18 protein-coding genes are annotated in these 25,344 nt (G+C 32.4%); 9 read left to right on the forward strand and 9 right to left on the reverse strand.

Annotation, left to right across the window (positions count from 1 at the left end; translation table 11 throughout):
- Positions 1-13: 13 nt before the first annotated feature.
- The 3 genes from HUE53_RS07070 to HUE53_RS07080 form a co-directional block, all read right to left on the reverse strand.
- The gene (locus tag HUE53_RS07070; protein ID WP_192188385.1) at positions 14-1,420 is read right to left on the reverse strand and encodes an OmpA family protein; all 1,407 of its coding nucleotides are present in this window, start codon (positions 1,418-1,420) and stop codon (positions 14-16) included.
- A 105-nt stretch (positions 1,421-1,525) separates the two neighbouring features.
- Positions 1,526-2,719, reverse strand: coding sequence for a glycine C-acetyltransferase (gene kbl, locus HUE53_RS07075; RefSeq protein ID WP_138425434.1), 1,194 nt, complete (start codon positions 2,717-2,719; stop codon positions 1,526-1,528).
- A gap of 78 nt (positions 2,720-2,797) precedes the next feature.
- Positions 2,798-5,956, reverse strand: a complete 3,159-nt coding sequence (locus HUE53_RS07080; RefSeq protein ID WP_192188386.1) for a UvrD-helicase domain-containing protein — start codon at positions 5,954-5,956, stop codon at positions 2,798-2,800.
- Positions 5,957-6,132: 176 nt separating this feature from the next.
- Here HUE53_RS07080 and HUE53_RS07085 point away from each other — a divergent pair, with 176 nt between their 5' ends.
- Entirely contained in the window at positions 6,133-6,738 is a 606-nt protein-coding gene (locus HUE53_RS07085) for a superoxide dismutase (protein ID WP_065212864.1), read from the forward strand.
- A 160-nt stretch (positions 6,739-6,898) separates the two neighbouring features.
- On the opposite strand, the gene HUE53_RS07090 is transcribed toward HUE53_RS07085, so the two are convergent.
- On the reverse strand, positions 6,899-7,465 hold the full coding sequence (locus tag HUE53_RS07090; protein WP_014165901.1) for a 5-formyltetrahydrofolate cyclo-ligase: 567 nt from the start codon (positions 7,463-7,465) through the stop codon (positions 6,899-6,901).
- A gap of 61 nt (positions 7,466-7,526) precedes the next feature.
- On the opposite strand from HUE53_RS07090, the gene uvrC reads away from it, so the two are divergent.
- The 3 genes from uvrC (at position 7,527) to HUE53_RS07105 (ending at position 13,111) form a co-directional block, all read left to right on the forward strand.
- Complete coding sequence (gene uvrC, locus HUE53_RS07095) at positions 7,527-9,317, forward strand: excinuclease ABC subunit UvrC (protein ID WP_014165900.1); 1,791 nt, start codon at positions 7,527-7,529, stop codon at positions 9,315-9,317.
- 4 nt (positions 9,318-9,321) lie between these two features.
- On the forward strand, positions 9,322-11,562 hold the full coding sequence (locus tag HUE53_RS07100; protein ID WP_107317455.1) for a patatin-like phospholipase family protein: 2,241 nt from the start codon (positions 9,322-9,324) through the stop codon (positions 11,560-11,562).
- A gap of 97 nt (positions 11,563-11,659) precedes the next feature.
- Positions 11,660-13,111: an amino acid permease gene (locus HUE53_RS07105; RefSeq protein ID WP_014165898.1), complete on the forward strand. Its 1,452-nt coding sequence runs from the start codon at positions 11,660-11,662 to the stop codon at positions 13,109-13,111.
- 385 nt (positions 13,112-13,496) lie between these two features.
- Here the strand turns inward: HUE53_RS07105 and lepA are convergent, their stop codons facing one another.
- The gene (gene lepA / locus HUE53_RS07110; RefSeq protein WP_014165897.1) at positions 13,497-15,293 is read right to left on the reverse strand and encodes a translation elongation factor 4; all 1,797 of its coding nucleotides are present in this window, start codon (positions 15,291-15,293) and stop codon (positions 13,497-13,499) included.
- A gap of 497 nt (positions 15,294-15,790) precedes the next feature.
- Here lepA and dusB point away from each other — a divergent pair, with 497 nt between their 5' ends.
- From dusB to HUE53_RS07125, 3 genes are read left to right on the forward strand one after another with little or no spacing between them, the layout of a single operon-like run.
- Entirely contained in the window at positions 15,791-16,774 is a 984-nt protein-coding gene (dusB, locus tag HUE53_RS07115) for a tRNA dihydrouridine synthase DusB (RefSeq protein ID WP_014165896.1), read from the forward strand.
- A gap of 54 nt (positions 16,775-16,828) precedes the next feature.
- Positions 16,829-17,212: an ISAon1 family transposase N-terminal region protein gene (locus tag HUE53_RS07120; protein ID WP_014165862.1), complete on the forward strand. Its 384-nt coding sequence runs from the start codon at positions 16,829-16,831 to the stop codon at positions 17,210-17,212.
- Positions 17,213-17,246: 34 nt separating this feature from the next.
- Complete coding sequence (locus HUE53_RS07125; RefSeq protein WP_225556192.1) at positions 17,247-18,164, forward strand: ISAon1 family transposase; 918 nt, start codon at positions 17,247-17,249, stop codon at positions 18,162-18,164.
- A 102-nt stretch (positions 18,165-18,266) separates the two neighbouring features.
- Here HUE53_RS07125 and pckA read toward each other — a convergent pair whose 3' ends face one another.
- Positions 18,267-19,892, reverse strand: a complete 1,626-nt coding sequence (gene pckA / locus HUE53_RS07130) for a phosphoenolpyruvate carboxykinase (ATP) (protein WP_014165895.1) — start codon at positions 19,890-19,892, stop codon at positions 18,267-18,269.
- A 68-nt stretch (positions 19,893-19,960) separates the two neighbouring features.
- Positions 19,961-20,347: a DUF423 domain-containing protein gene (locus HUE53_RS07135; RefSeq protein WP_014165894.1), complete on the reverse strand. Its 387-nt coding sequence runs from the start codon at positions 20,345-20,347 to the stop codon at positions 19,961-19,963.
- A 121-nt stretch (positions 20,348-20,468) separates the two neighbouring features.
- Between HUE53_RS07135 and HUE53_RS07140 the strand changes: the two genes are divergently transcribed.
- Complete coding sequence (locus HUE53_RS07140) at positions 20,469-21,821, forward strand: saccharopine dehydrogenase family protein (protein WP_014165893.1); 1,353 nt, start codon at positions 20,469-20,471, stop codon at positions 21,819-21,821.
- A 214-nt stretch (positions 21,822-22,035) separates the two neighbouring features.
- Entirely contained in the window at positions 22,036-22,506 is a 471-nt protein-coding gene (locus HUE53_RS07145; protein ID WP_014165892.1) for an Lrp/AsnC family transcriptional regulator, read from the forward strand.
- A gap of 73 nt (positions 22,507-22,579) precedes the next feature.
- Here HUE53_RS07145 and HUE53_RS07150 read toward each other — a convergent pair whose 3' ends face one another.
- Together HUE53_RS07150 and HUE53_RS07155 are read right to left on the reverse strand one after the other, a co-directional pair.
- Positions 22,580-23,278: a zinc metallopeptidase gene (locus tag HUE53_RS07150; RefSeq protein WP_014165891.1), complete on the reverse strand. Its 699-nt coding sequence runs from the start codon at positions 23,276-23,278 to the stop codon at positions 22,580-22,582.
- A gap of 397 nt (positions 23,279-23,675) precedes the next feature.
- On the reverse strand, positions 23,676-25,313 hold the full coding sequence (locus tag HUE53_RS07155) for a S41 family peptidase (RefSeq protein ID WP_192188387.1): 1,638 nt from the start codon (positions 25,311-25,313) through the stop codon (positions 23,676-23,678).
- Positions 25,314-25,344 lie beyond the last annotated feature (31 nt).

Here is a 25,344-nt window from a genome sequence, read left to right on the forward strand (position 1 = left end):
TATTATAAAGAAATTATTTTACTAATTTTACTTCAACTCTTCTGTTTAAAGCTTTGTTAGCTTTAGTAGTGTTAGGAGCTACTGGTTTAGTATCACCATAACCTTCTGAAGTTAAACGATCAACTGCAATACCTTTAGATTCTAAGTAAGATTTAACAGCTGCTGCTCTTTCTTTAGATAATTGTAAGTTTTTATCTTTTTTACCTACGTTATCTGTATGCCCTTCGATAGAGAATTTAGAGCTTGGGTACTCGTTTAAGATAGCTGACATAGCTTCTAAAACTGGTAATGTTTGTTGTTGGAAACTAGCTTTACCTGTATCGAATAAGATTGTTTTAGCGTAGTCATTTAATTTTTTAACAACTTCTTCGCTTACTTCTGGACAACCATTGTTAGCTACAGTACCTTTAACTGATGGACATTTATCGTCTTTATCTAAAACTGAGTCACCATCAGTATCTGGCCAAGGACAACCTGCGTTATCTCTAGGACCTGCTTGGTTAGGACATTTGTCTTTGTTATCAGCTACACCATCACCATCAGCATCAGGACAACCTTGTAAGTTAGCTAACCCTTTAACTTCTGGACAAGCATCGTCTTTATCAGCGATACCATCACCATCACCATCAGGACAACCATTTAATTCTTTTAAACCAGCTACATCTGGACAAGCATCGTCTTTATCTTGGATACCGTCTTTATCTGTATCAGGACAACCGTTGAATTCTTTTAAACCAGCTACATCTGGACAAGCATCATATTTATCATAGATACCGTCATTGTCTGTATCTTTACCTCCAAATTGGAAAGTTAAACCTGCCATATTTTGGAATACTGAAGGAATATCAACTCTATCAGCAAAAGATTTTTTGTATGTAGTGCTGAAAGAAAGACCTACCTGCTCAGTTAACCAAAAAGTTAATCCTGCTCCAGCATTTGCATTTCCTCCAGATGCTTTTCCAAAGAAAGTGTATCCACCACCTAAGTGTAAAGATGGGTCAAACCATTTTACTCCAATTAGGTTTTTGAAGCTATAACCAATTTTACCATCAATTCCGTAATACATCACGTCTGGATTAGCAACTTGTATAGATTGGTTTCTATCAACATAGTCAAACTTGGTGATTTTGTTAACAGATCCGATTACTCCAAACGACCAGTTTCCTCCCACGTTTCTAGTAACAGATAAATAAGAAACAGATGGAATAATATTTTGGTCTCTGTCAAAATGTCTAAAACCAGCAAATTTATCTAAGAATCCTTCCTTAGAATCAAAAGCTCCCTCTGGTCCAGCACTCGTTCTAGTGTCTACAGAATTCACACCGAATGATATCGCCCATGGATTATCACTGCTCTGTGCATTAGCACCTAGACCAGCAATCATCATCATAGAAACAAAAAGTTTGTTAACATGTTTCATACTAAATTTTTATTTGATTACAATACGTTATTGTCAGCAAATGTAATAGATAGGTACCTAATTACAAAATCTATTTCAAAAAAAATACACGCTTTAGTAATTTTTCTACAGTATTATTTTTAATTCTTTACCTATTTTAACAAAAGCTTCTATTGCCTTATCCAAGTGTTCTTTTGTGTGTCCAGCTGATAGCTGCACTCTAATACGTGCTTTATCTTTAGGCACTACTGGATAGAAAAAACCTATGACATAAATACCTTCTTCTAATAATTTATCCGCCATAGTTTGTGATAATTTAGCATCATATAACATAACAGGTACTATTGCAGAATCTCCGTCTATAATATCAAATCCTGCTTTTTTCATTCCTTCTTTGAAATAATTAGTATTCCATTCTAATTGATCACGTAATGAAGTATCTTTTTCTAACAATTCAAAAACTTTTAAAGAAGCTCCCACAATGGCTGGAGACAATGAATTTGAAAACAAATAAGGTCTTGAACGCTGACGTAAAATTTCGATAATTTCTTTTTTAGCGGTTGTATAACCTCCCATTGCACCGCCTAAGGCTTTCCCTAGAGTTCCCGTAATAATATCTACGCGCCCCATTACGCCTTTAGCTTCTAAAGTACCTTTACCTTTTTGCCCTATAAAACCTGCCGCATGACACTCGTCTACCATTACCATTGCATCGTACTGCTCTGCTAAATCACAAATTTTATCTAAAGGGGCTACCAATCCGTCCATAGAAAAAACACCATCTGTTACGATTAGTTTAAATCTATGACCTGCTTCATTTGCTTTTTTTAACTGTTGCTCTAAATCCGCCATATTGTTATTTTCATAACGATAACGAGCAGCTTTACACAAACGAACTCCATCAATAATAGAGGCGTGGTTTAAACTATCTGATATAATACAATCTTGTTCACTTAATAAAGGTTCAAAAACACCCCCATTTGCATCAAATGCTGCTGCGTATAAAATAGTATCTTCTGTCCCGTAAAATTTAGCAATAGCAGCTTCTAAATCTTTATGAATATCTTGTGTTCCACAAATAAAACGAACAGATGACATACCAAATCCATGTGTATCTAATGCGTCTTTAGCTGCTTGTACAACTTCAGGATGTGACGACAATCCTAAATAATTATTAGCACAGAAATTAAGAACTGTTTTACCATTTACGGTTATTTCTGCTCCTTGTGGTGAGGTAATAATTCTTTCTTTTTTATACAATCCATTAGCTTCTATGCTTGCTAATTCTTCTTTTAAAAAATCTTTAATCTTTCCGTACATATTTTTAAGTTCAAAGTTTTAAGTACAATGCTGAGATGTATTTTGGTTACAAAAAAATCTTCAACTTTCTTTTTTAAGCTACAAATTTACCACTTCCACCTTTTCACCAACATAAACCAGTGATTTTTTTTCGATTTGATATCCCATTTCACTTAATGCTTTTTCATAATCCAGAAGTTGTTGAATATATTTTGGATGAGGTGTACCTGTTTTATAATCCAGCAAAAAAGCTTTGTTTTTATTTATAACTATTCTATCGGGGATATGATTTGACTCGCCTTTTTTTAGAATTGCTTTTTCATTATACACCACAACATCTTGAGCAAAAAAAACTGCTAATTCGGGATGTTCTATTATTTCTTTCAAAGTCGTTTTTATTTGATCTTCTTGTGATTTAATGATCAAACCATTTTCAACGGCTTTAATTAGGGCAAGTTCTATATCATTTTTTGTTTTTATGTACGATAATATTTCATGCAAAGTATTACCAAACTCTATAGCTTCTAGCTGTTTACTTCCCCACATCATGGCTTCCCGTTGAGCAATCTTAATAGCATCTGTATTAATTGTGGTTGTTACAGGTGGAATAACTTCTACTGAATGGGTTATAGAATGTGTCATAGATACTCGTTCTGGATTTCCAAAGTTGTATGATTGTTTTTCTTTATCAAATTCTTTTTGACTTTCAACATATTCTATAAAAAAGGAAGCTAAAGTATTGGGTAAATTCCCTTGTTTGTTTCGTTCTTTCCATGAAGATATAATATATAATTGCTCTTCAGCTCTGGTTAAGGCCACATAAAGGACGTTGATATTATCTAACAAATCTTCTTGCAATTTTTGTTGATATGCCTCAGAAGCTTCGGAACCATAGTTTGTAACTTTGCTAGATTTATCTATCAAGAACTTTTCTACTTCTTTTGTTTCTTCTGGCGCATCTAGCCACATTTTTTCTCGTTTGTTCCGACTGTAATTTTCATCCGCAAAAGGAAAAATAACGACTGGAAATTCCAATCCTTTTGATTTATGTATTGTCATAATCCGGATTGCATTAGCTCCTTCTGATGTGGGTACACTTAACTTGTGCCCATTTTTTTCCCAATAATGTAGAAAATCAGGTATTGAAAATTGATTTTTTACATCTTTTTCTAATACAATATCTAGGAAATACTGTACATAAGCATTGTTTTTTTTTGCAGGAATGCCGTTTAAAATAATGTGTTCAACTAATTCGTATAACGATTTGCGGCGTATATTTTTAAAATCAATTGTTATTTGAAAATCTACTAACCATTTTTGTAATATTTCCTCATCTAATTTCTTTATTCCTTCTGCTATAAAATCATGGATAGGCAATACTGTATTAAATTCTGTAGCTAAGTAATACAATGCTAAGGCTAATGCTTCTCGATCTTTTGTATTGGTAAGATAACGAAGCATATTTAACAAAAACTGTACTTCCGAAGCTGTTTCGAGTAATAAACTTTCTGAAGAAATAACAGGTATATCTTGTTTGGTTAAATAATTAGCTAACAAAACACCTTTATTGTTACTTCTAACCAAAATAACTATTTCATTATAAGAGTATCCTTTTTGTTGAATTTCTAAAATAGTTTGCCAAGTCTTCTTTAGATACAAATCATCTTGCGAGATTTCTTCCTCATCGTCTAAGTTTATATCTGTTGCTTTAGGTAAAAAATGAATACTTACAAAACCTCCTTTTTTATTTTTAGTTTTCTGAAAACTTTTGTTTTCATATAAGTCTTTATAAGAATCTTCCTCAAACTTGGAAGATAAATGTTTAAAAAAGGCGTTATTAAAGTAAATTATGTTTTCGCAACTTCTATAATTGGTATCTAAATCTACCACCCTTTTGTCTTTATTACTAAAAGGATTGGTTTGATGGGCTAAACTGATAAACTGTTCTGCTTTTCCGCCTCTCCAACGATAAATAGACTGCTTGGGATCGCCCACTAGAAGTAACGATCCTCGTACCCCTTGCAAATCTTCACTTGAAAGAGCGTTATCTATCAAAGGAATTAGATTTTGCCATTGCATTTCAGATGTATCTTGAAACTCGTCTATAAAAAAATGTTTGTATTTTTCTCCCAAACGTTCGTATATAAAGGGTGCAGGTTGGTTCTGAATTTGTTCATTAATTAGTTTATTAAATTCTGCAATTGACAAGATTTGTTGGTCTTCTTGTATACTTTTTAATTGATTACTAACCGTATTTAATAAAGATAAGGGAGTAATATTTTTTAGAAAAGCATCATATAGATCTTTCTTTTGAAATTGATTATAAATACCTTCTAAAACTTTTAATAATTCAGGAATACAAGATTCTATAAGTGTTTTATCTTTAGCTGCTTTATTAATTTTTATATCATCAAATTCATGATAGGTTTTATTACTTGGATTAAATTTTCCTTCTGCAATTCCTTGTATGTGTTTTGGAAAATGTCCTGCTGAAAATGATTTTAAATCAATTCCTTTGTTTTTAATCCATTCTAACAATAAAGCTGCTTGACTCCTTGTTTCTTGAAGAATCCGTTCACATTGTTCTAACAAACGATTTCTTAGCACTACAAAGTCTTGAATAGATTTGTCTTTTAGTAGAGCTATTTCTTCTCGACTGTTTTCATTAGTAATTAATTTTCCTGTATTAAAAATTTCATTGGACACATCCCAAGATTTATCATCATCTGTCTTTTCCATTGTAAAATCAACTAACAACTTAGTTAATTCTGGATCATTACCTGCTTGCGCTACTATGGCGTCTACGGCTTCTTGAAGTAAATTATCTGTATCTAAAGAAACCTCAAAAGTCATGGGTAAATTCAAATCAATTGCAAACGAACGGATTACTTTATGTGTAAACTTGTCAATCGTTGAAATATCAAAAGCGGCATAATTATGAATTAGGTTTTTAATAATTGTCTGTGCTTTTGTTGTAATTTGATTCAGACTTAATCCTGTATCAATAGCAATGTCTTGCATCAGATCAAGTGTTTTAGGAGCTGGATTATCACTGGTAAAATCAAAAAGGCTATTTACAATTCTGCTTTTCATTTCATGAACCGCTTTATTGGTAAAAGTGATGGCTAAAATATTTCGATACGCATCTTCTTTAGATGATAATAAAATGATTATCAAATATTCTTTAACCAAGGTATACGTTTTGCCTGCTCCTGCTGATGCGTTATAAATGGTGAAAGCGGAATTTTGTTTAGTCATTAAAAAAAAATTACAAAGAATACTTTTTATATTCTAATTTTACAAATATATAAAGCAATAAAAAACAAATAGTTAAATAACATTTTTAGAGAAATAATCACTAACTATTTCCTTATCCAAAGTTAATTGATTAATTTTGAATTCACATTTATTAATTTATTTAAAACAATAATATTATGGCATTTGAATTACCGCAATTACCTTACGCATACGATGCGTTAGAACCTCATATTGATGCGAGAACTATGGAAATCCACCATACAAAACACCATAATGCTTACACCACTAATTTAAATGCAGCTATTGCTGGCACTGAATTAGAAGGTAAGTCAATAGAAGAAATTCTGAAAAATTTAGATATGACAAAAGCTGCCATTCGTAATAATGGAGGTGGTTTTTACAATCACAACTTATTCTGGACTGTGATGTCTCCAAATGGTGGTGGAGAGCCTACAGGCGAATTGGCAGAAGCCATTGATTCAGCTTTTGGAAGTTTTGGTGCATTTAAAGAGGCTTTTACAAAAGCGGGTGCTACACAATTCGGCTCAGGATGGGCTTGGTTATGTGTAAAAGAAGGCAAATTAGAGGTTTGTGCAACAGCTAACCAAGACAATACATTAATGCCAGGTATAGGTTGTGGCGGCACACCAATCTTAGGAATGGACGTGTGGGAACATGCTTATTACCTAAACTATCAAAACCGTCGTCCTGATTATATGGAAGCTTTTTTTAATGTAATTAATTGGGCAGAAGTAACCAAACGTTATAACGAAGCAAAATAAATAAAACAAAAAGGGTGTCCGAAAACCAAAAATTCTTGTCTTTCCCACAAAAGAGAGGCTCGAACAAGGCACATCAAATCAAACCATATTGATTATGAAATACCAACTAGAGTTGGAGCAATAAACAAAGCATTGATTTTTTGTTTTTTGGACACCTTTTTTATTTAAATTGTATTACACCAAATGGTGTTACGCAATAATCTAACACAATATCAGAAGTACTAACATCAGATATTAACTCCTCGGGATCAAAATAAGAAAGTCCTATTTTTATTGTTTCAGGTTTACAAACTGATAAGAATTGATCATAAAATCCTTTTCCATAACCTACACGATTTCCTTTCTTATCATACGCTAATAAAGGAACAAAGACTACATTTATTTTAGAAACAGGAACCTCTATACCTTCTACTGGTTCAGGAATACCATAATCATTCACTTGAAACTGTGTATTATCCGTTAAAAGATAATGAGTCATTTCCCTAGTCTCAAAATTAGATTTAGAAACTACCACTTCTTTATCCCTACCTGATAAAATCTGAAGGATAAATTCAGTATTAATTTCTTTTTGTTTTTCAATAGGTAAAAAAAGATGAAAATACGTTTTGTCCCAAATGGGTAAATCTAAACAATGATTAGCTATACTCAAACTATCATTCATAATTTCATCAAAAACAAGTGATTTACGCAATGTTTTATACTTTTCTCGAAGGTCTTTTTTATTCATAAGACAAATTTAACAGAAAATAAATTAAATTTGTTTGTTTTTCATATACTAAACTACCCGTATGAGCTCTTCACTTGAACTTCAAATTCAAACACTCCCTGATCAACCAGGTGTCTATCAATACTTTGATAAAGAAGGAAAGATTTTATATGTTGGAAAAGCAAAAAATTTAAAGAAACGAGTTTCTTCTTATTTTACAAAAACACATGACACAGCAAGAATTAATGTTTTAGTAAAAAAAATCACCGAAATTAAACACATCGTAGTTCCAACCGAAACAGATGCTTTGCTACTAGAGAACAATCTGATAAAAAAACTACAACCTCGTTATAACATCAACCTAAAAGATGACAAAACCTATCCTTGGATTTGCATTAAAAATGAAGCTTTTCCCAGAATATTCCCTACAAGAAGAATGATTAAAGATGGATCCGAATATTTTGGCCCTTATACAAGTTTTAAAACAGTAAATACTATTTTAGAACTCATCAAAGAACTTTATCCCTTACGTACTTGTAGTTATGATTTGAGCCAATCTAATATTAGATCTGGAAAATTCAAAGTTTGTCTCGAGTATCATATAGGTAATTGCAAAGGCCCGTGTGAAGGTTATGAAACACAAGTTCGTTATCACGAACAAGTAAATGCTATTCGAGAGATTTTAAAAGGAAATTTTAAAGATTCATTACGTGACTTCAAGAAAATGATGCAAGATTTGGCTATGGACTTGCAATTTGAAGAAGCTCAAAAAATAAAAGAAAAAATAGAAGTTTTAGAAAATTATCAAGCTAAATCAACTATATTAAATCCTAAAATCACTAATCTGGATGTCTTTTCAATTATTTCTGATGAAGCAATGGCTTACATTAATTTTTTACAAATATCACATGGTGCTATTGTTCGATCTCACACTATGGAAATTAAGAAAAAATTAGAAGAAACCGATTCAGAACTTTTAGAATTGGGTATTATTGAATTACGTGAACGTTTTCATTTAAATGCCAAAGAAATCATTGCTCCTTTTGAAGTAAATTTAGGGGATAAAATAACCGTAACAATTCCTAAATCCGGTGATAAAAAACAAATTTTAGACCTTTCAGAACGCAATGCTAAATATTACCGTTTAGATCAACTCAAACAAATTAAAATCGTAGATCCCGAAAGACATACTAACAGACTAATGGCACAGATGCAAAAAGATCTGCGTCTAAGCATTGAACCCCGCCATATAGAATGCTTTGACAATTCTAACATACAAGGTACTAATCCTGTTTCCGCCTGTGTTGTCTTTAAAAACGGGAAACCTAGCAAAAAAGATTATCGCCATTTTAATATCAAAACAGTAGAAGGTCCTAATGATTTTGCTTCTATGGAAGAGGTAGTGTACAGAAGATACAAACGCCTGTTAGAAGAACAAGAACCCTTGCCTCAACTTATCATTATAGATGGAGGAAAAGGTCAACTCTCTTCTGCTTTAAAAAGTTTAGATGATTTAGGGTTAAGAGGAAAAATAGCTATAATAGGTATTGCTAAAAAATTAGAAGAAATTTTTTATCCTGGAGACTCCATTCCTTTATATCTTGATAAAAAATCAGAAACACTAAAAACCATCCAACATTTGCGAAATGAAGCTCATCGATTTGGCATTACCTTTCATAGAGATAAACGAAGCAAAAATGCAATACAATCAGAATTAGAACTAATTCCAGGAATAGGCGAAAAAACAAGAGAAATACTGCTAAAACATTTTAAAAGTGTAAAAAGGATTAAAGAAGCAACAGAAAAAGAAATTTCTGATGTTATAGGGCTTTCAAAAGCCAAAAAAATTCACGACTTTTATACTAAAAAATAGCTATATGCCTAACCTAAAATCTGCTAGTCGTTTAGCAAGTATATTCTCGTATTATTTGGGGTTCATTACTTATCTTATTCTTTTTAACACAACTCTTTCCGCACAAGAACTCAACAAAAAACCTAAAATTGGTCTTGTTCTAAGCGGTGGCGGAGCTAAAGGACTGGCGCATATTGGCGCATTAAAAGAAATTGAAAGAGCAGGCATCAAAATAGATTATATAGGAGGTACAAGTATGGGGGCTATTATAGGTGGACTATATGCTTGTGGATATACAGCACACGAACTTGACTCTATCTTTAGTGAAACAGATCCTGACTCTATATTACGAGACAGAATACCTAGAGACAATCAAACTTTTTATGAAAAATACAACAATGAAGTATATGCTGTAACACTTCCTTTTCAAAAATTAAAAATATCGGTTCCTAAAGGAATTTCAAAAGGGCTTTACAACTTCAACTTGATTAGCAAATTAACTCACCCATACCGACATATTACGGATTTTAGTTTATTAAAAATCCCCTTTTTATGTATCACTACTGATTTAGAAACGGGTCAAGAAATAGTTTTAAAAAAAGGAATCCTGCCATTATGTTTATCCGCAAGTGGTGCCTTTCCCTCTTTATATTCTCCTGTACAAATAGACAATCGTTTTTATATAGATGGAGGGGTAACAAATAATTTTCCTGTTGAAGAAGTTAAAAAAATGGGAGCCGATATAATTATAGCTATAGATGTACAAGATAATCTAAAAAACATTGATGATATTAGTGGGGCAACGGATGTACTATCTCAAATATCAAACTTTAGTACATTACAAAGCATTGAAAAGAAAAAACAATTAATTGACTTATACATCAAACCTAATATCAAACCTTATTCCGTTATTTCTTTTGAAGAAGGCAAAGAAATTATACAAACAGGAGTAGATGCCTGCAAACCTCATTGGGAAAAATTAAAAACGTTAGGTATACATATTCCATCTGTAACCAAAAAGGAAAAAGAAAATACATTAGACATAAACGGTATAGGTATTGAAGGTTCTAAAAATTATACTCGAAGTTATTTTTTGGGAAAATTACGTTTTCTTCCTGAAAACAAAATTACTTATAATCAGTTGCATTCAGGATTGAATAATCTAAATGCCACACAAAATTTCACTTCTATTACATATCAATTTATAAAAAATAACAATAAAGATGATTTGATTATTAATGTAGTCGATAATCCTATAAAAACCTACCTTAAATTAGGTTTGCATTATGACAATATTTTTAAATCAGGAATATTATTTAATGTTACACAAAAAAATTTGATTTTTAAAAACGATGTGGCCTCTTTCGATTTAATACTAGGAGATAATACCCGTTTTAACCTTGATTATTACATTGATAACGGATATCGTTGGAGTTTTGGTATCAAAAGCAATTACGATCAATTTAGCAGAACTAGTCTCGTAGATTTCAAAGGAAATAAATTAATGAATCATTTCAATAGAAATTCAATAGACATTAACTACAAATCAGTATCAAACAAAACATATTTACAAACTATTTTTGCTCAAAAATTTTTAATTGGTGCTGGAATAGAGCACAAATACATAGATATAACATCCAACTCTACAGGTTCTCTCTCTCCTCAATTAGATAAAAGCCATTATTTGAGCGCAATAGGCTTTATGAAGTTTGACTCGTTCGATAACAAATATTTTCCGAAATCGGGTTGGTACTTTTTTGGTGATATCAATAGTATTTTTCATTCATCAAATTATTCAGGCGATTTTGAAAAAGCTTCATTATTTATGGCAGATATGGCATACGTAAAAACGTTTTGGAATCATTTTTCAATAAAAATACAATCAGAAGGAGGATTTACCATTGGCAAAAAACTCAATAACATTAATGATTTTGTATTAGGAGGTTATGGATTTCATCATTTTGGAAATTTTAGACCTTTTTTAGGATATGATTTTTTATCAAAAAGTGGCGATAGTTATGTAAAAGGAAGTTTGAGTTGTGATTATATATTTTATAAAAAACATCATCTTAACTTTACTGCGAATTTTTCAAATGTTGGAAAAAAAATATTCAATAATGGCGAATGGATTACAAAACCAGACTATACAGGATATGCTTTAGGCTATGGATTAGAGACTCTTATTGGTCCCATTGAAATCAAACATTCTTGGTCTCCTGAAACCACCAATCATTATACTTTCTTTAGCGTAGGATTTTATTTTTAATTTTTATGTTAAAGATATTTATAAAATTCATTTTTATTCGTTTATTATTTCTAAAAAAGCTATTTTTGGAACGATATAAACCAAACTTTTAAATTTTATGTCTATTTGGAAAAGAAAATCTATTGATCTTTTATTAGCTGAAGCTTCTGATTCAGAAAAAGGTCTAAAAAGAACTCTGTCTTCGGGTGCCTTAGTTGCCTTAGGAATTGGAGCAATTATAGGGGCAGGACTATTTTCGCTAACAGGTATTGCCGCTGCTGAAAATGCAGGCCCTGCTGTGACTCTGTCTTTTGTTTTAGCTGCAATTGGTTGTGCTTTTGCTGGACTATGTTATGCTGAATTTGCTTCAATGATTCCAGTTGCAGGAAGTGCATATACTTATTCTTATGCTACTATGGGTGAATTCATGGCTTGGATCATTGGCTGGGATTTAGTTTTAGAATACGCATTAGGTGCTGCAACAGTGGGCGTAAGTTGGTCACGATATTTTCTAGAATTATTAAATAAATTTGGAATTCATTTACCTCATAGCTTAATATGTTCACCTTGGGAAACTCTAAAATTAAGCGATGGTACAGTCATAGAAGGGGGCGTTATAAATTTACCTGCTGTTCTTGTAGTTTCATTACTTTCCTTACTATTAATTAGAGGAACAAAAGAATCTGCCAATTTAAATAATTTCTTAGTGATTCTAAAAGTTGCTGTTGTAATACTTTTCATCATATTAGGCTGGAATTACATCAACCCTGACAATTATAGTCCATATATCCCTGAAAACACAGGTGTAAAAGGTCAATTTGGATGGTCAGGTATTGCTGCTGGTGCTGCAACTGTATTCTTTGCTTTTATAGGCTTTGATGCTGTATCTACAGCAGCACAAGAAGCAAAAAACCCACAAAAAGGCATGCCAATAGGTATATTAGGTTCCTTGATTGTTTGTACAATATTATATGTTCTTTTTGCACATGTTATGACTGGTTTAGTACCTTATCATGAATTTGCTGGAGATGCGAAACCAGCTGCCACTGCGTTTTCAAAAACCCCTTATACATTCTTGCAAACAGGTCTTATAGTTGCTGTATTAGCTGGCTATACCTCTGTAATGTTAGTTATGCTAATGGGACAAAGTCGCGTGTTTTACACAATGAGTAATGACGGCTTATTACCAAAGTTTTTCAGTACTATTCACCCTAAATACAGAACTCCTTGGAAAACAAATATCTTTTTCTTACTTTTTGTGAGTGTTTTTGCTGGTTTTGTTCCTGTATCCGATTTAGGTCACATGGTAAGTATTGGTACCCTTTTAGCCTTTGTTTTGGTATGTATTGGCGTACTGGTAATGCGTGTTAAAATGCCAGATATTCCAAGAGCGTTTAAGACTCCATTAGTACCATTCGTTCCTATTGCAGGTATTTTGGTTTGTTTGTATTTAATGTATTCGTTACCACTTGAAAGCTGGATGCGTTTAGTTATTTGGATGGCATTGGGCATCATTATATACTTTATATACGGCAAAAAAAATAGTAAGCTTAATAAAGATAAAGAATAATAAACTTATTTATACCTTTTAAAAACCCAAGTTAAAAATTTTTAACTTGGGTTTTTTATACCCTGATTTTAACCTCAGATTACGCATTAGAAATGGATTACAGATAAAAATGGATTTGAATAGAAAAGCACTCCATTTTTCCCTTCCATGTAAAACCACAGCTATGTCAAAAAAATTCCGTGCCTTTTTACTTTCTCCCTTTTCCTAATATAGAACATGGGGGAGGCAAAAGATACATCAGAATATTAAACACAAATCTTTTAAAATCTCTAAAAGGTCACTAAGATGATTTTATAACTATAATTTACATCCATCTTTAAAAATCATTAATACAAAAAAAGGCAATCATTTCTGATCGCCTTTTGATTATAAATTATTCTTCTTATTAATCATTTAATTTTAATACTGCCATAAATGCTGATTGTGGAATTTCTACATTTCCTACTTGACGCATACGCTTCTTACCTTGTTTTTGTTTTTCAAGAAGTTTACGTTTACGTGATATATCACCTCCATAACATTTAGCGGTTACGTCTTTACGCAAAGCTTTAATGGTTTCACGAGCAATAATCTTAGCTCCAATAGCAGCTTGAATAGGAATTTCAAATTGCTGACGTGGGATTAACTCTCTTAATTTTTCACACATTTTTTTACCAATATGATACGCATTATCTTCATGAATTAAGGCAGATAAGGCATCTACATTCTGTGCGTTTAATAATACATCTAAACGAACTAACTTAGAGGTACGCATTCCGATAGGATGATAATCAAAAGAAGCATACCCTTTAGAGACCGTTTTTAAGCGATCATAGAAGTCAAAAACAATTTCAGCTAACGGCATATCAAAATTTAATTCAACACGCTCAGGAGTCAAATAAGTCTGATTTGTAATTTGTCCTCTTTTTTCAATACATAAACTCATAACATTACCCACAAAATCCGATTTTGTAATAATGGTTGCTTTTATAAATGGTTCCTCAACTCTATCTAATTTAGACGGTTCTGGCAAATCCGAAGGGTTGTTAACAATAAATGCTGTTTCAGGGTCTTTTTTTGTATAAGCTAAATACGAAACGTTAGGTACTGTAGTAATTACAGTCATATTAAATTCACGTTCTAAACGCTCTTGAATGATTTCCATGTGTAACATACCTAAGAAACCACAACGGAAGCCAAACCCTAAGGCTGCTGAACTTTCGGGAGCAAAAACTAATGAAGCATCATTTAGCTGCAACTTTTCCATTGAGGCACGCAATTCTTCATAATCTTCTGTATCTACTGGATAAATTCCAGCAAAAACCATGGGTTTCACATCTTCAAAACCGTGAATCATATTAGTAGTAGGTGTTTTAGCATCTGTAATAGTATCCCCTACCTTAACTTCTTTAGCTTCTTTGATTCCAGAAATTAAGTACCCAACATCGCCTGTAGAAACAACGTTTTTAGGAACTTGGTTTAGTTTTAAAGTACCTATTTCATCCGCAAAATATTCATTGCCTGTAGCCATGAATTTAATTTTTTGACCTTTTTTAATTTCGCCATTTTTTACTCGGAAAATAACTTCAATACCTCTAAACGGATTGTATACCGAGTCAAAAATTAATGCTTGTAAAGGCTCTTCTGGATTTCCTTCTGGAGCAGGAATACGCTCTACTATAGCTTCTAAGATTTTATCCACACCAAATCCTGTTTTTCCAGAAGCATGAATGATATCTTCTAATTTACATCCTAGTAATTCTACTATATCATCACTTACTTCCTCTGGGTTAGCACTTGGCAAATCTACCTTATTCAATACAGGAATAATTTCTAAGTCATTCTCTAATGCTAAGTATAAATTAGAAATTGTTTGCGCTTGTATACTTTGTGCCGCATCTACAATCAATAAAGCACCTTCACAAGCAGCAATTGAGCGTGAAACTTCATAGGAAAAATCCACGTGTCCTGGCGTATCAATTAAATTTAAGATGTATTGTTCTCCTTTATAATTGTATTCCATTTGGATGGCATGACTTTTAATGGTAATCCCACGTTCGCGCTCTAAATCCATATTATCTAACAACTGCGCTTGCGCTTCACGTGCCGTTACAGTTTGTGTGGCATCTAATAAACGGTCAGCCAAGGTACTTTTACCATGGTCAATATGTGCAATAATGCAAAAATTTCTAATTTTCTTCATCGTTCTTACCTTCCAAAAAATTGCGGAATCTTTAATATGCAAATATAATCAAATTCATATATCTCAACTAGAATTACAAATTCATTTATTAATCCTATCCTTTTCTTTGTGTTTTTACAGAAAATTAGGCATTACTTCTTCTATCATAATTCAATAATATCATATAAAATAGACAAAACATTATTTTTATTTAAAAACACGATGTACAAAAACCTAATTTATTTGATATTTAAAGTTTTAACCTAAACTATATACATTAGACTTTTTGATGAAAATAAAAAAATAAAAATTGAGTGTTTTCAGATTTAAAGTCCTTTTTATCTGCAATAATTTTCTAATACATGATCTAGATTAAAGACATATAATTTACCTTTAGATCTTCAGATAAATAAATTTAAAATTTAATCTGAATTTTCAAAAAATGCTTAGAACCTAATCATACTTTAAGTTAAAGTATGTTCTCATTATTTTGTAATTTTGCACCAAAATATAGACCGATGGTTAAAATAGGCAATATAGAGCTACCTGATTTTCCTTTGTTATTAGCTCCTATGGAAGACGTGAGTGACCCTCCTTTTCGTCGCTTGTGTAAGATGCATGGTGCTGATTTGATGTACTCTGAATTTATTTCTAGTGAGGGACTAATTCGTGATGCTATTAAAAGCCGTCAAAAACTTGACATATTTGATTATGAACGCCCGGTAGGCATCCAAATTTTTGGTGGAGATGAAGAGGCGATGGCCATGAGTGCTAAAATAGTAGAAACCGTGCAACCTGATTTATTAGACATCAACTTTGGTTGTCCAGTAAAAAAAGTAGTCTGTAAAGGAGCTGGCGCAGGCGTTTTAAAAGATATTGACTTGATGGTACGTTTAACCAAAGCCGTTGTAAATAGCACAAATCTACCTGTAACGGTTAAAACTCGTTTGGGTTGGGATGATGCTTCTATCAATATTGATGAAGTAGCTGAGCGATTACAAGATGTAGGTATTCAGGCTTTAACTATTCACGGACGTACGCGTGCACAAATGTATAAAGGTCATTCCGATTGGTCACACATTGCACGTGTAAAAAACAACCCACGAATAAAAATACCTATTTTTGGTAATGGTGATATTGATTCCGCGGAAAAAGCATTAGAATACAAAAATACTTATGGGTTAGATGGCATTATGATTGGTCGTGCTGCTATTGGATATCCTTGGATTTTTAATGAGATTAAACATTATTTTACTACTGGCGAATTATTAAACTTACCTAATATTACAGATCGAGTAGAAGCAGCTAAAAACCATTTAACATGGTCTATTGAATGGAAAGGTGAACGTGTGGGTATTGTAGAAATGCGTCGTCATTACACCAATTATTTTAAAGGAGTTCCTCATTTTAAGGAGTATCGTAACCAATTGGTTACATTAGATAATTATCAAGATTTATTATTTGTTTTTGAAGAAATTATTCATAAGTATTCTGAAAAATAAATGGCTCACATAAAAAATATGGGGAGTAATTGTAAATTGCGACAAAAAAAGTAAATGGATTTTTCGATACTTTCTGCTTTTCTACCCGAAGAATTATTATGTCATTTTGATATTGTTGATTTTATAGAATTAGGAGATATTCAAACAAAAAAGGATTGCTTTTATATCTATCTTGATGAAAAGAACATTATTCCCGAAGGTTTCATTTCAGAGGAATATGAGTCAAAAGGCTTTTGTGAGCGTACTTTGATACAAGATTTTCCAATACGAGGAAAGGCTGTTTATTTAGGTATCAGAAGACGTAGGTGGCGAAATACAGTAGATAAGTCAGAAATTAAAAGCGATTATTCTTTTATTGCAGAAGGTTCCAAATTAACTGTTGAACTTTCGGATTTTTTAAAAGGTACAGGTAGAGACCCGAGAAGATACGATAAGTAACATTGCCAGTTATTATGGCATTAAAGCTGATTTACTGCGAAGACATTACAAAAAAAGAATCAGTGGTTTTACAAGTTGGAAACAGTTAGAACATGCCGAAAATTATCTGATTTACCCCGAAAATATTGGGGAGAATTTAAGTATTGATGAAGTAAGTTTGTCAAAAGGTGAACTTTATACTTTTGTAACCAATAAACAAGGAAGAGGCAAAAAGAAATCCTTAGTGGCGGTTATAAAAGGCACCAAAAGTCAGGACATTATTGATGTGGTTACTAAAATTCCACTTTCGCATAGAAAACAAGTAAAATCGATAACACTTGATATGGCAAACAATATGCAATCAGCATCAAGAATGTGTTTTCCTGAAAGTTACCTTGTCACAGACCGTTTCCATGTGGTAAAGTTGGTAATGGAAGCTCTCCAGCATTTAAGGATAAAATATCGCTGGGAGGAGATTGAAAAAGAGAATCAAGCTATCAAAAAAGCAAAGGAGCAAGCAATAAAATACATTCCAATAACTTTTGAAAACCAAGACACACCCAAACAACTATTGGCTCGATGTCGTTATATCATTGCCAAGAAACCCAACCAATGGACAGAAACCCAAAAAGTGCGAGCCCAAATATTGTTCCAACATTATCCTCTAATACATCAGGCATATAAACACACCCAAGAGTTTAGAAATATTTATGAATACACCTCAAAAGAAGAGGCTAAACAAAAAATATTGAATTGGATATCCAAAACCAAAGAATTAAAAATGACTGTCTTTAATACCGTTGCCAATAGTTTAAATTATCATTTGGAAACAATTGCAAACTTCTTCGTAAAAAGACATACAAACGCAAATGCTGAATCCTTTAACTCAAAAATAAAACTCTTTAGAGCTAATCAAAGAGGTGTGGTGGATACTAAATTCTTCCTCTTTAGAATGGAGAAACTTTTTGCTTAATCCCCAAAAAATTAATCTGAGCCAAATAAATTCAAAAATATGTATTCTAAACAAGACGAGCTTTCCTAAAGGAAAGCCCGTCTTGTTTTAGATATTCTTGTTTTATAATTGGGGTCCCGCTTCTACTAAACGTTCGCCTTCTTCATTATCTGTATATTGTACAAAGTTTTTAATAAATCTTCCTGCTAAATCCTCTGCTTTAGTTTGCCATTCTGAAGCATCAACATACGTATTACGAGGATCTAAAATTTCAGAATTAACATCATGTAATGCTGTAGGAACTTCAAAATTAAATACTGGTACAACGGTTGTTTCTGCATTTTCAATAGAACCATCTAAAATAGCATCAATGATAGCACGTGTGTCTTTAATAGAAATACGTTTACCTGTACCATTCCACCCTGTATTTACCATATAGGCCTTAGCATTGTGTTCTTCCATTTTCTTCACCAATTCTTCCCCATACTTTGTAGGATGCAAAGACAAGAACGCCTTACCAAAACACGCTGAAAAAGTTGGCTCTGGTTGTGTTACTCCTCTTTCAGTTCCTGCTAATTTAGCGGTAAATCCTGACAAGAAATAATATTTTGTTTGTTCAGGAGTTAACTTAGAAACGGGAGGCATTACACCAAAAGCATCTGCTGTTAAAAATATTACCTTAGTAGCATGACCTGCTTTTGATACTGGAGTTACAATATTATTAATATGATAAATAGGATATGAAACACGTGTGTTTTGTGTTACAGAACCATCTTTAAAATCAATTTTACCATCCGCATCAACCGTCACGTTTTCTAACAAAGCATCGCGTTTGATGGCGCCGTAAATATCTGGTTCGTTTTCTTTACTTAAATCAATTGTTTTTGCATAACAACCTCCTTCAAAGTTAAAAACACCGTCATTATCCCATCCATGCTCATCGTCTCCAATTAATTCACGTTTAGGATCTGTAGATAAAGTAGTTTTTCCTGTTCCTGACAAACCAAAGAATACGGCAACATCGCCGTCTTTTCCTTTATTTGCTGAACAGTGCATAGAAGCCATCCCTTGTAAGGGTAAATAGTAGTTCATCATTGAAAACAAACCTTTCTTCATTTCTCCACCATACCAAGTCCCTCCAATTAGTTGGATTTTTTCTGTTAGGTTAAAAGCAATGTAAACTTCAGAATTCAGCCCGTGCGTTTTATAATCTGCAAAACCGCGTTTTGAGGCATTCATTACTACAAAATCAGGTTCGCCATAATCAGCTAACTCTTCTTCTGTTGGACGAATAAACATATTTTTCACAAAATGCGCCTGCCATGCAACTTCTACAATGAAACGAACTTTTAATCGTGTGTTTTCATTGGCCCCGCAAAAAGTATCAACTACAAAAAGTCTTTTTCCTGATAATTGTTCAATTGTATTTTGCTTTAAAGCATTCCAAGTATCAGTACTAATAGGCTTGTTATCGTTTACAGCCTTTTCAGAAGTCCACCAAATAGTATCTTCTGTTACAGCATCTTTAACAATATATTTATCTTTAGGAGAACGACCTGTAAACTCACCTGTCATTACATTAACTGCCCCCAATTCAGTTAACTGCCCTTTTTCGTAACCTTCTAATTCAGGGCTTAATTCTTCCTGATACAACAATTCGTATGTAGGATTATATACAATTTCTTTAACGCCACTAATTCCGTACTTTTCTAACGAAATCGTTTTCGTAGGTGGTGTGTATGCTTCCATAAAATTTATGATGTGTGTGTTCAATTTTAACGACAAAAGTATAAATATTATTTAAATAGACTCACAGTTTAGATTTTTTTTGTAAAAATGTAATAAAATGCCAGAACCCAAGCAGATATTAACAATATTCCTCCTACAGGCGTTATAGGCCCTAGGAATTTTAAATTAAAACTTGTGATAGACTGTGTAGAAAGAAGGAAAATGGAAACAGAAAAAAACAATATTCCTAGTACTACCAAATTAAAAATTATATTTTTTTGTTCAGGTAAGAACACATTGGTTGTAGCTAAAAACAGTAAAAATAAAGCATGATACATCATATAACGCACCCCTACTTCAAAAGAAACTAATTGATCTGAATCCAAGGTTTTTTTAAGGGCATGCGCTCCAAAAGCTCCCAGAATAATTGAAACTGCCCCAAAGAGCAAAGCTGCTAATAGAATTTTCTTGTCCATTTTATTGAATTTTTTTCCAAATTTACCACAGTCTTCTCAAAAAAAACTATATATTTTATCCATTTCGTTTTTGAAAAAACAACATTTGATTACATTTGTGTGATTTTTTACCAAACTAAAAATGAGAAATGTACTAATTATCGGAGCAGGTCGTTCTGCTTCTTCTTTAATAAAATACCTTTTAGAAAAATCTGAAAGCGAAAATTTACATCTTACCATAGGTGATTTGTCATTAGAATTAGCACAACGTAAAACATTGGGTCATAAGAACGCAACGCCTATTGCTTTAGATATTCATGATGCAAATCAGCGACAAGTTGAAATTCAAAAAGCGGACATAGTAATTTCAATGCTTCCTGCTCATATGCATATTGAGGTAGCAAAAGATTGTATTGTATACAAAAAACACATGGTTACCGCTTCATACATTAGTGATGCCATGCAAGCTTTAGATGAACAGGCAAAAAAAAATGGTTTAGTATTCATGAATGAAGTAGGATTAGATCCTGGTATAGATCACATGAGTGCGATGAAAGTATTAGATGAAATCCGCGAACAAGGAGGTAAAACAATACTCTTTGAATCATTTTGTGGTGGATTAGTAGCTCCTGAAAATGACTCTAACCTTTGGAATTATAAATTTACTTGGGCTCCTAGAAATGTTGTGTTAGCAGGTCAAGGTGGAGCTGCCAAATTCATACAAGAAGGAACTTACAAGTACATTCCGTATAATAAATTATTTCGTAGAACGGAATTTCTAGAAATTGATGGATTTGGGCGTTTTGAAGGATACGCTAATCGAGATTCACTAAAATATAAAAGCATCTATAATTTAGATGATGCTTTAACTCTTTATAGAGGAACTATCCGTCGTGTAGGCTATTCTAAAGCATGGGATATGTTTGTCCAACTGGGTATGACAGATGATTCTTATGTAATTGATGATTCTGAAAAAATGAGCTATCGTGATTTTATAAATCTATTTTTACCTTACCACGCTAGTGACTCCGTTGAAATAAAATTACGTCATCAATTAAAAATAGACCAAGACGATGTAATGTGGGACAAACTTGTGGAATTGGATTTATTTAGTAGTCAAAAAATACTCGGTATTAAGAATGCTACACCAGCACAAGCTTTAGAAAAGATATTAACTGATTCTTGGACATTACAGCCTCATGACAAAGATATGATTGTTATGTATCATAAATTTGGTTATGAATTAAATGGTGAACGCAAACAAATAGATGCCACCATGGTTTGCATAGGCGATGATCAGACCTATACCGCTATGGCTAAAACAGTGGGTTTGCCTGTGGCAATGGCAACTTTACAAATTTTAAACGGGAATATTACGACACCTGGTGTACAATTACCAATTAAAAAAGAGGTTTATATACCTATATTAAAAGAATTAGAAAAGTATGGGGTTGTTTTCAATGAAAAAGAAGTTCCATACAAAGGGTATAATTAATCTACCCTCCTACTTATTTTTAAGTCACCCATTCGTTTCGATGGGTGATTTTTTTATATCTCGTTCGGTCTAATTTTGTTCGGTCATAAGACAAAAAGCACCTAGTAAACAGGATGCTTTGGGCTGTATTCATAAGTTTCAAGACCGAATAATATTTAGTTTTATTGTTTTATTTAAAAACAAAAGTTAACTTTCGATTTTCAATTTTAAATCCATGCGAATAAATCACTTACAAATTGAAATTGACGGTATAGACAAAGAAATCTTACGTTATTTAATGGAAGATGCTCGTAAACCTATTTTACAAATTGCTAACAAAATAGGAATTTCAGGAGCGGCTATTCATCAAAGGTTACGAAAATTAGAAGAAGCTAAAGTCATTTCAGGTTCAAAGTTTATTGTTAATACAAAAGTCTTAGGATATAGTACTATGGCATTTGTAGGAATATACCTAGATCGTGCGGCACGAAATTCAGAAGCTGTTAAAGAGTTACGTAAAATTCCAGAAGTGTTAGAGTGCCATTATACTACAGGCAATTGGAGTATTTTAATAAAGATGATCTGTCGTGATAATGAACATTTAATGCAATTGTTAAACACCAAAATTCAATCAATAGAAGGCGTTTCTAGAACTGAAACTTTTATATCGTTAGATCAGCAAATAGAAAGACAAATACAAGTATAAATTAACTAAAAATGCCTTAAAAGCAATTTTTTAACTTTACTTTTAAGGCAATTATGATTCTTTACTCAGAAGATTAATCTCTCCTGCCAAATACTTGCATTGCCCAATACAACATAGATGCTACTGCTCCAATAGCTGCTACTAAATAGGTCCTAGCAGCCCATTTTAAGGAATCTTCTGCTCCTTCATATTCTTGTTGACTTACCATATTTTTGTTTTTTAACCAAGCTAATGCTCGATTACTTGCATCATATTCTACAGGTAATGTAATTAACGAAAAAGCGGTTGCTATAGTCATCAAGGCTAAACCTATTAATGCCACAACATATCCTATTGATAATCCTTTAGAAGCAATTCCTAAAATCAAACCGCCCATAATCAACCATTGGGATATAGAAGAGGATACATTTACCATCGGCACCATTTTAGAACGCATTGTTAACCAACTATATGCTGTTGCATGTTGAACCGCGTGACCACATTCATGAGCCGCTACGGCAGCCGCAGCTGCATTTCTTTGATTGTACACTGCTTCTGATAAATTTACCGTTTTATCTACTGGATTATAATGATCCGTTAATCTACCTGGTGTAGAAATTACTTTCACGTCATAAATCCCGTGATCGTGGAGCATTTTTTCTGCAATTTCGGCACCACTTAATCCATTTCTCAAATGTACTTTTGAATAATAATCAAATTTATGTTGTAAACGGTTACTAACTAACCAACTTACAAGGGCAATCCCCCCAAGTAAAATATAATATCCTATCATGATTTTATTTTTTTAATAAAACTACAAATTTTAAGCCATTTTTAAAGAATGTCAAATTGACATTTATTTACAAAAGTAATAAAAGCTAGTAACTCTGATTTTTTGTAATAAACAAACGAATCATTTATTACTTCAGATACTTTTTTGCTAATTTCTTGTTCATACTGAAAAACCTATACTTTTATTTATTGTTACTGATAAACATTTCATATATCATTTCTTGAATTGTATGATATTTTTAAAAGGCTACAAAAAAACAAATTCTAACCATTGGGCTTAACAAAATATTTGAGTTTGTTTTTTTTATTCTATTATTTCTTAAACTGTCTTACCATGTTCATTGCTTTTCCTAGTGCAAAAAATTCAATTTATTCTTATCTTGGACAGTCTTTCTTTTTTATTTTAATAAAATTTTCTTGTACTCTACTGAGTTGTTTAATAAATCGGTAGCTCTTTTTATAACGCTATTATTTTTTGCATAGTATTGATAAAGGCCTTCTTTGTATTGATATCTTTTGATGAGTTCGTCTTTTAATAAATTTATAATTTCATTTTTATTCTTATCTAATTCTACCTCATCTGTTTTCTGTAAAGCTTGTTGCAAAGCCTCGTATTGGGTTTTAATTTGTCCCTCTATTTTTTCTTTTTTAGCTTGTTCTAAAACGGATTTAAGCGCTAGATCGGTTTTAGTATCAAACGAAAATTTTTGTAATTTCAAGTAATTTTTAAATTCGCTAAAATCTGTATCTCCTAAGTTCGGGATTGAATTACCTAAATTAGGGTGTTTATAATAGTATTGGTTGGCATACATAAAAATAGCATCCCCTCTGACTAAAGCATCAGTTATAGTACTCGTTTTACTTTCTTCCAGTTCAATATCAGGTTGAATCCCTCCACCATCGTATACGGTTCTTCCTTTACGTGTTTTGAAAGCATTATAATTTTTTGCATCCGTACGTATAGCTTTACCATTAGGATCTTTTTTTGAATAATCCAAAGCTTGGATACAACGCCCTGATGGTGTATAATATCTAGAAATAGTTACTTTTAATTGCGTACCGTATGTTAAATCTATAGGACGTTGAACTAATCCTTTGCCAAAACTTCTAGAACCTATGATTACTGCTCGGTCTAGGTCTTGCAATGCGCCTGAAACAATTTCACTAGCAGAAGCACTCTTACCATCTACGATAATAGCAAGTGGAATGTCTAAATCTACGGGTTGTTTAGATGTTTTGTAGACGTTATTGTGTTTTTCTATTTTAGATTTTGTGGTTACAATTACCTCGCCCGCAGGAACAAATAAATTGCATATATTAACTGCTTCGTGTAAAAGGCCACCAGGATTGCCTCTAAGATCTAATATGATTTGGGTGGCTCCTTGATCTTTTAAATTTTCTAATGCTTCTCTCGTTTCACTGGAAGCTTTTGCATTAAATTGTGAGAGTACAATATAGCCTGTTTTAGAGTCAGCCATACCATAATAGGGAACTGCTTTTACATCTATTTCATCTAAAACTAATTGAGTCGTTTTGAGTTCATTATTTCTTTTATATTGTATAGAAATTTTGGTATTCTTACTACCTTTTAGTAATTGAGATACATCTTCTTTAAAATCAGAAAGGATGACATCATTAACTTGAATGATTTCATCACCCGCTTTTAAACCCGCTTTGTCTGCGGGATACCCCTTATAAGGTTCACGTATATACGTTTTTCCTTCTTTTCTGGTAATCATGGCACCTATACCTGTATATTCACCTGTATTATTTATTTTGAAGCGAACTACGTCAGCTTCATTAAAATAAACAGTGTAGGGATCTAGTTCTGCTAACATACTTTTTATTGACTTATCCATTAATTCAGCAGGATTTGTTTGGTCAACATAATTTATGTTAACAGTTTTAAATAAGGTTGTAAAGATTTCTATTTGTTTGGCTATTTCAAAAAAATCTTCTTTGAAACTAGCTCCTACAAACAAAAAACCTCCTGCAAGTACAGGTAAAATATATCTTTTTTTTATGGATAGATTCATAATATATGGTTTATTAAAACACTTCATAAAA

The sequence above is a fragment of the Flavobacterium columnare genome (genome assembly GCF_014844295.1).
In the GTDB taxonomy this organism is placed as follows: Bacteria; Bacteroidota; Bacteroidia; order Flavobacteriales; family Flavobacteriaceae; genus Flavobacterium; species Flavobacterium columnare.

What these genes read in the sequence shown, in the direction of transcription:
- HUE53_RS07085 (WP_065212864.1), top strand. Translation starts at nt 6,133, where the DNA reads ATGGCATTTGAATTACCGCAATTACCTTACGCATACGATGCGTTAGAA.
- HUE53_RS07080 (WP_192188386.1), bottom strand. Translation starts at nt 5,956, where the DNA reads ATGACTAAACAAAATTCCGCTTTCACCATTTATAACGCATCAGCAGGA.
- HUE53_RS07145 (WP_014165892.1), top strand. Translation starts at nt 22,036, where the DNA reads ATGCGAATAAATCACTTACAAATTGAAATTGACGGTATAGACAAAGAA.
- HUE53_RS07120 (WP_014165862.1), top strand. Translation starts at nt 16,829, where the DNA reads ATGGATTTTTCGATACTTTCTGCTTTTCTACCCGAAGAATTATTATGT.
- HUE53_RS07155 (WP_192188387.1), bottom strand. Translation starts at nt 25,313, where the DNA reads ATGAATCTATCCATAAAAAAAAGATATATTTTACCTGTACTTGCAGGA.
- kbl (WP_138425434.1), bottom strand. Translation starts at nt 2,719, where the DNA reads ATGTACGGAAAGATTAAAGATTTTTTAAAAGAAGAATTAGCAAGCATA.
- HUE53_RS07090 (WP_014165901.1), bottom strand. Translation starts at nt 7,465, where the DNA reads ATGAATAAAAAAGACCTTCGAGAAAAGTATAAAACATTGCGTAAATCA.
- HUE53_RS07140 (WP_014165893.1), top strand. Translation starts at nt 20,469, where the DNA reads ATGAGAAATGTACTAATTATCGGAGCAGGTCGTTCTGCTTCTTCTTTA.
- lepA (WP_014165897.1), bottom strand. Translation starts at nt 15,293, where the DNA reads ATGAAGAAAATTAGAAATTTTTGCATTATTGCACATATTGACCATGGT.
- HUE53_RS07135 (WP_014165894.1), bottom strand. Translation starts at nt 20,347, where the DNA reads ATGGACAAGAAAATTCTATTAGCAGCTTTGCTCTTTGGGGCAGTTTCA.
- uvrC (WP_014165900.1), top strand. Translation starts at nt 7,527, where the DNA reads ATGAGCTCTTCACTTGAACTTCAAATTCAAACACTCCCTGATCAACCA.
- HUE53_RS07150 (WP_014165891.1), bottom strand. Translation starts at nt 23,278, where the DNA reads ATGATAGGATATTATATTTTACTTGGGGGGATTGCCCTTGTAAGTTGG.
- HUE53_RS07070 (WP_192188385.1), bottom strand. Translation starts at nt 1,420, where the DNA reads ATGAAACATGTTAACAAACTTTTTGTTTCTATGATGATGATTGCTGGT.
- HUE53_RS07105 (WP_014165898.1), top strand. Translation starts at nt 11,660, where the DNA reads ATGTCTATTTGGAAAAGAAAATCTATTGATCTTTTATTAGCTGAAGCT.
- pckA (WP_014165895.1), bottom strand. Translation starts at nt 19,892, where the DNA reads ATGGAAGCATACACACCACCTACGAAAACGATTTCGTTAGAAAAGTAC.
- dusB (WP_014165896.1), top strand. Translation starts at nt 15,791, where the DNA reads ATGGTTAAAATAGGCAATATAGAGCTACCTGATTTTCCTTTGTTATTA.
- HUE53_RS07100 (WP_107317455.1), top strand. Translation starts at nt 9,322, where the DNA reads ATGCCTAACCTAAAATCTGCTAGTCGTTTAGCAAGTATATTCTCGTAT.